We start from the raw sequence: 4017 nt of genomic DNA on the forward strand, positions 1-4017 counted from the left end.
ACCCGGGCGGCTGGAGGCATTGGCGACCCGAGCCCGCCGGATCAGCGAGGCCTTGATCGCGGAAAACAATCCGCTGGGGGCGAAGTTCACCAGGCAAGAGTGTGACTGGTGGATAGAAAGGGTCATTCGCAACGAACCGCTGTGGGCAAGCGGCCCCGCCGCGTTCAACCGCGACAGAGGCAAGGTCTGCCTTCCGCTGTGGCCGCGGCGGCAAACGCCGGCGGCATCATCGCGGCCGGGTGTGTTCCTGCACCTCTATTACAGCGATCTGGCGCCGGTCTTCGCCAAGAGACTGGCCCATATCAGCTGTCCCTTCGATCTTTATGTTTCTACCGATACCGCTGAGAAGGCGGATTTCATCCGGGGGTGCCTTCCGGCTGCGGAGATCCGGGTTCTGGAGAACCGGGGGCGTGATGTGTGGCCCAAGCTATATGGCTTTCGCGATGTTTATGCCCGCCATGACATCGTCCTGCATCTTCATGGCAAGAAATCTCCGCATTCCGCGGCGCTGGATGAGTGGCTTGAGCATATCCTCGACTGTCTTGTCGGCTCGGCCGACGAGGTGAACCGAATCCTGTCCCTGTTTGACACGATTCCGCGCCTTGGGATGGTGAAGCCCGTTACCTTCAAGGCGGCCTTGAGCGCGGCACATTGGGGCGCGAACCGGGAAATCGCCCGTGAACTGGCCTGGCGGATGAAGATCGAAGCGCCCTTGCCGGATGACGGAAAACTGCGCTTTCCGGCCGGTTCGATGTTCTGGGCGCGCAGGGATGCCATCCAGCCCCTGCTGGACCTGGACCTGCGGCCAGAGCATTTTCCGCCCGAGGCCGGTCAGGTGGATGGCACAGTTGCCCATGCCATTGAACGTATGCTTGGTGTGGTGTGCAAGGTGAATGGCCATCACATCCTGCCGGTCTCGGGGGCTGGCACGCGGCTGCACATGATGTATCAGAAGCGGTTCACCTCCAACGGCGAGTTGCGGGCCGCACTGGAGGCCGGGGTATTCGATGCGTAGCAAAGCACCGGCCCCGGTTGTGTTCGGCGCGCCGATGATCCCTGACCCGGCGCGTCTGGCGGAAATCACCGCCGAAGCGCTCTCGGCTGGCTGGTTGACGAATGGCGGCGTGCTGCATTTGCGGCTGGAAAAGGCGCTGGCTGCGCATGTCGCGCCGGGCGATGCCGTTTCGCTTGTCTCCTCTGGCACCATGGCGCTGCTGCTGGGGCTGGCTCTTGGCGGTCTGCCGCCCGGCTCAGAGGTGATCACCACGCCCCTCAGTTTTGCGGCAACGGCCCAGGCCATTGCCTGGAACGGCCTTGTCCCTGTCTTTGCCGATGTCGATCCGGTGACGCTGACACTGCAGCCAGAGGCTGTGGAGGCCGCGATCACGCCGCGCACCTCGGCCATCCTGCCGGTGCATTTTCTGGGTGTGCCCTGCGATGTTGACGCCTTGGGTGCCATTGCGGAACGCCATGGTCTCTGGCTGCTTTATGATGCCGCCCATGCCTTTGGCCTGACGTTTCAGGGCCAGCCCATCGGCAGTTTTGGCGATGCTTCGGCCTTTTCGCTGCACGCGACCAAGATCCTGCATACCGGAGAGGGCGGTTTCATCGTCACGCGGGCCCGGCGGGCGCGCGCGTTTCGCCAGATGCGCAATTTCGGGCTGGAGGGCAGGTTGCCGGCCGGGCGCGGGCTGAACGGCAAGATGTCCGAGCTGAACGCCGCCATGGGGCTGGCGCTTCTGCCCGATCTGGCGGCAGAACTTGCCGCACGCGATAGCCTCTGCCGATCTTACGACGATACGCTTGCCGGCATCGCCGGGCTGCGTCTGCACGCAACAAGGCCGGGGGCCAGCAAGAGCCTGGGCTATTATGTCCTGCGATTGCCCCCGAACCGGCGCGAGCGGTTACATGCTGCCCTGGCCCAAGAGGGTATTTTCGCCCGCGATCAGTTTCCCCTGCTCTGTGGGCCGGGCACAGTCTGGGCCGATGCGGAGATCGTCACCCGGGACGGCAGCGCGCCCGTCGCGCCGCGGGTCGGGCAGGAAGTCCTGTGCCTGCCGCTGCACGGCCGGGTTCTGGCATCGGATGTGGCCCGGATCGGCCGTATTGCGGCGGACATCTGTTCCGAAGGAAATATCTGATGAAGGCCACAGAGACATTCGAGGAAATAACGGTCTTCGGCGCCCGGGGTCACAGCCTGATGATCCTGCGCGGGCTTGAGGAATACTGGCGGGGCAGGGTGAAGATTCGCGCCCTGATCGACGATATTGCGCATGGGTTTGACCATCCTGCCCTCAGCGTTCCCGTGATCTCGTCGGATGAACGCCTGCGCAGGTTCCCGCATCTGCCGGTGCTGCTGACGGTTTCGAACCCCGGTTTGCGCGGCCGGGTTGCCCGCCGTTTGCAGGCCGAGGGGGCAACTCTGGCCACAGCCATCTGTCCCGAACGGATCAACCTTGATCCGGCCGCGCGCTTTGGTCCGGGGTCTGTCTGTATGCCCTGGACGCGGATCGGGCCGGATGTCACCACGGGCCCCTGCACGATCATGCTGGCCTCGATCATTGCCCATGATGTCGAGATTGGCGCCTTCACCACCCTTGCGGGCGATGCGCTTGTGTCGGGCCATGTCCGTATCGGTGACAGGGTGAGCATCGCGCCGCGCGCCGTCATCGCCAACGGCCATCGCAACCGCTGGCTGACCATTGGCGATGATGCCGAAATCGGCGTCGGTGCGGCGGTTCTGGGCAATGTCGCCGCAGGCGAGCGGGTGATCGGCAATCCCGCCATGCCCATCCGCCACTGGGTCAGGCTGCGCCGTCTTGCGCGCGGGAAAGACGGCTGAGCAGCGCATCGACATAGGGGGCGAAGCCCGTCCTGGCACGGATCTCGCGCCTCAGGCGCCTTCGGAACGCCGGCGTAACCCCTGCGGCAAGGCGCAGCGCGGTATCGACAAAAGTCCCCGGTTCTTCGGGGGGAACGAATTGCCCCAGACCCTGGGTCATGCCGTTTATGCCGATGTCGGCGGCATAGCCGACGAACGGCGTTCCCACGGCGGCGGCATGGATAACCGTTGTCGGCCCGGGGTCCTGGCGTGAGGTCAGCAGATAGACATCTGCCGCACGGTATCGGGCAAGACTGTCATCGACAAAACCCGGCAGCTCCAGATCCAGACCTTCGGCCAGCGCCCTGTTCGCCAGAGTCTGCGCCCAGTCATCCAGCTCTCCCAGCCAGACGAACCGCGCTTGCGGCGCTTGCCGGGTGATGGCTGCGGCGGCGTCCAGAAACAGGTCGAACCCCTTGCGCCGGTCGGCATGACCCGCCCCGATGAAAACCGGGGCCGCGCGCCGGTTGCGCAGCCGCTGCCGGAACGCCGCCAGCGGCGTGTCTGGCAGCACGATCCCCGGCCGCACATGCTCCAGCCCCGGCAGAACATCGGCCAGCGCCTGCACTGTGCGCGGCATTGAAGCGATGAGCCGCGCCCCCGCCGCCCTGGCCGTGCCAAGATCGGACAGAAGTCCCTGATCGCGGATATAAGCTGCCATCTCGTGCATCAGGACAAGACAGTTCAGCCCCGCCTCGGCCAGCGGTGCGCCCACCCTGGCAATCGCGGCGGTATTGATCAGGGCCGATGTGCCGCGTGGCAGGGCCGAGCCAAGCCCTGCAACATCCCAGCCCTCGGCCAGAATGAAGACAGGCCCGAGGGCCCGGAACCGGGGCAAAAGCGGGCCTGCGTTGCCAAGCAGAAAGACGGGTGTCCATCCGCGGTGCTGCAAGGCCCGTGCCAGATCCAGGGTCAGGATCGGAACCCCCGCCCGCTGTGCATCATGCGAGGCCAGCAGGATTGGCTGTTCGCATCCTGCGATCATCTTTGACATCGCCGCCGTCGAGTCCGGGCGACTGCGCGTCACAGGCCGGGGCAGATAGTCCAGCGATTTGCCTTCGGTCATGTAGTGGCGAAACGGAAACGCCGCGCCCAGAGGCAGATAGCAGCGCCGGTAGAAGCCTGCATCGAACCCC

4 protein-coding genes are annotated in these 4017 nt (G+C 65.1%); 3 read left to right on the forward strand and 1 reads right to left on the reverse strand.

Going from position 1 to position 4017, the window contains the following annotated elements; translation table 11 throughout:
• The 3 genes from C5F44_RS17490 to C5F44_RS17500 form a co-directional block, all read left to right on the forward strand.
• The coding region (locus C5F44_RS17490) for a rhamnan synthesis F family protein (protein WP_219908702.1) at positions 1-1015 on the forward strand (1015 nt) is incomplete at its 5' end.
• Positions 1008-2141 carry a DegT/DnrJ/EryC1/StrS family aminotransferase gene (locus C5F44_RS17495; RefSeq protein ID WP_107674918.1) on the forward strand — a complete coding sequence of 378 codons (1134 nt, stop codon included), beginning with the start codon at positions 1008-1010 and terminating at the stop codon, positions 2139-2141. The genes C5F44_RS17490 and C5F44_RS17495, both read left to right, overlap by 8 nt.
• On the forward strand, positions 2141-2842 hold the full coding sequence (locus C5F44_RS17500) for an LbetaH domain-containing protein (protein WP_107674920.1): 702 nt from the start codon (positions 2141-2143) through the stop codon (positions 2840-2842). The genes C5F44_RS17495 and C5F44_RS17500 overlap by 1 nt, the downstream gene beginning before the upstream one ends.
• On the opposite strand, the gene C5F44_RS17505 is transcribed toward C5F44_RS17500, so the two are convergent.
• Positions 2805-4017: glycosyltransferase (locus C5F44_RS17505; RefSeq protein ID WP_146161985.1), on the reverse strand; the 1213-nt coding region annotated here is incomplete at its 5' end. The two genes, C5F44_RS17500 and C5F44_RS17505, sit on opposite strands and share 38 nt — an antisense overlap.

Source organism: Fuscovulum blasticum DSM 2131, assembly GCF_003034965.1.
Lineage (GTDB): Bacteria > Pseudomonadota > Alphaproteobacteria > Rhodobacterales > Rhodobacteraceae > Pseudogemmobacter > Pseudogemmobacter blasticus.

Bases quoted from the DNA above. Each gene is read 5' to 3' on its own strand.
- C5F44_RS17495 (WP_107674918.1), top strand. From the start codon at position 1,008: ATGCGTAGCAAAGCACCGGCCCCGGTTGTGTTCGGCGCGCCGATGATC.
- C5F44_RS17500 (WP_107674920.1), top strand. From the start codon at position 2,141: ATGAAGGCCACAGAGACATTCGAGGAAATAACGGTCTTCGGCGCCCGG.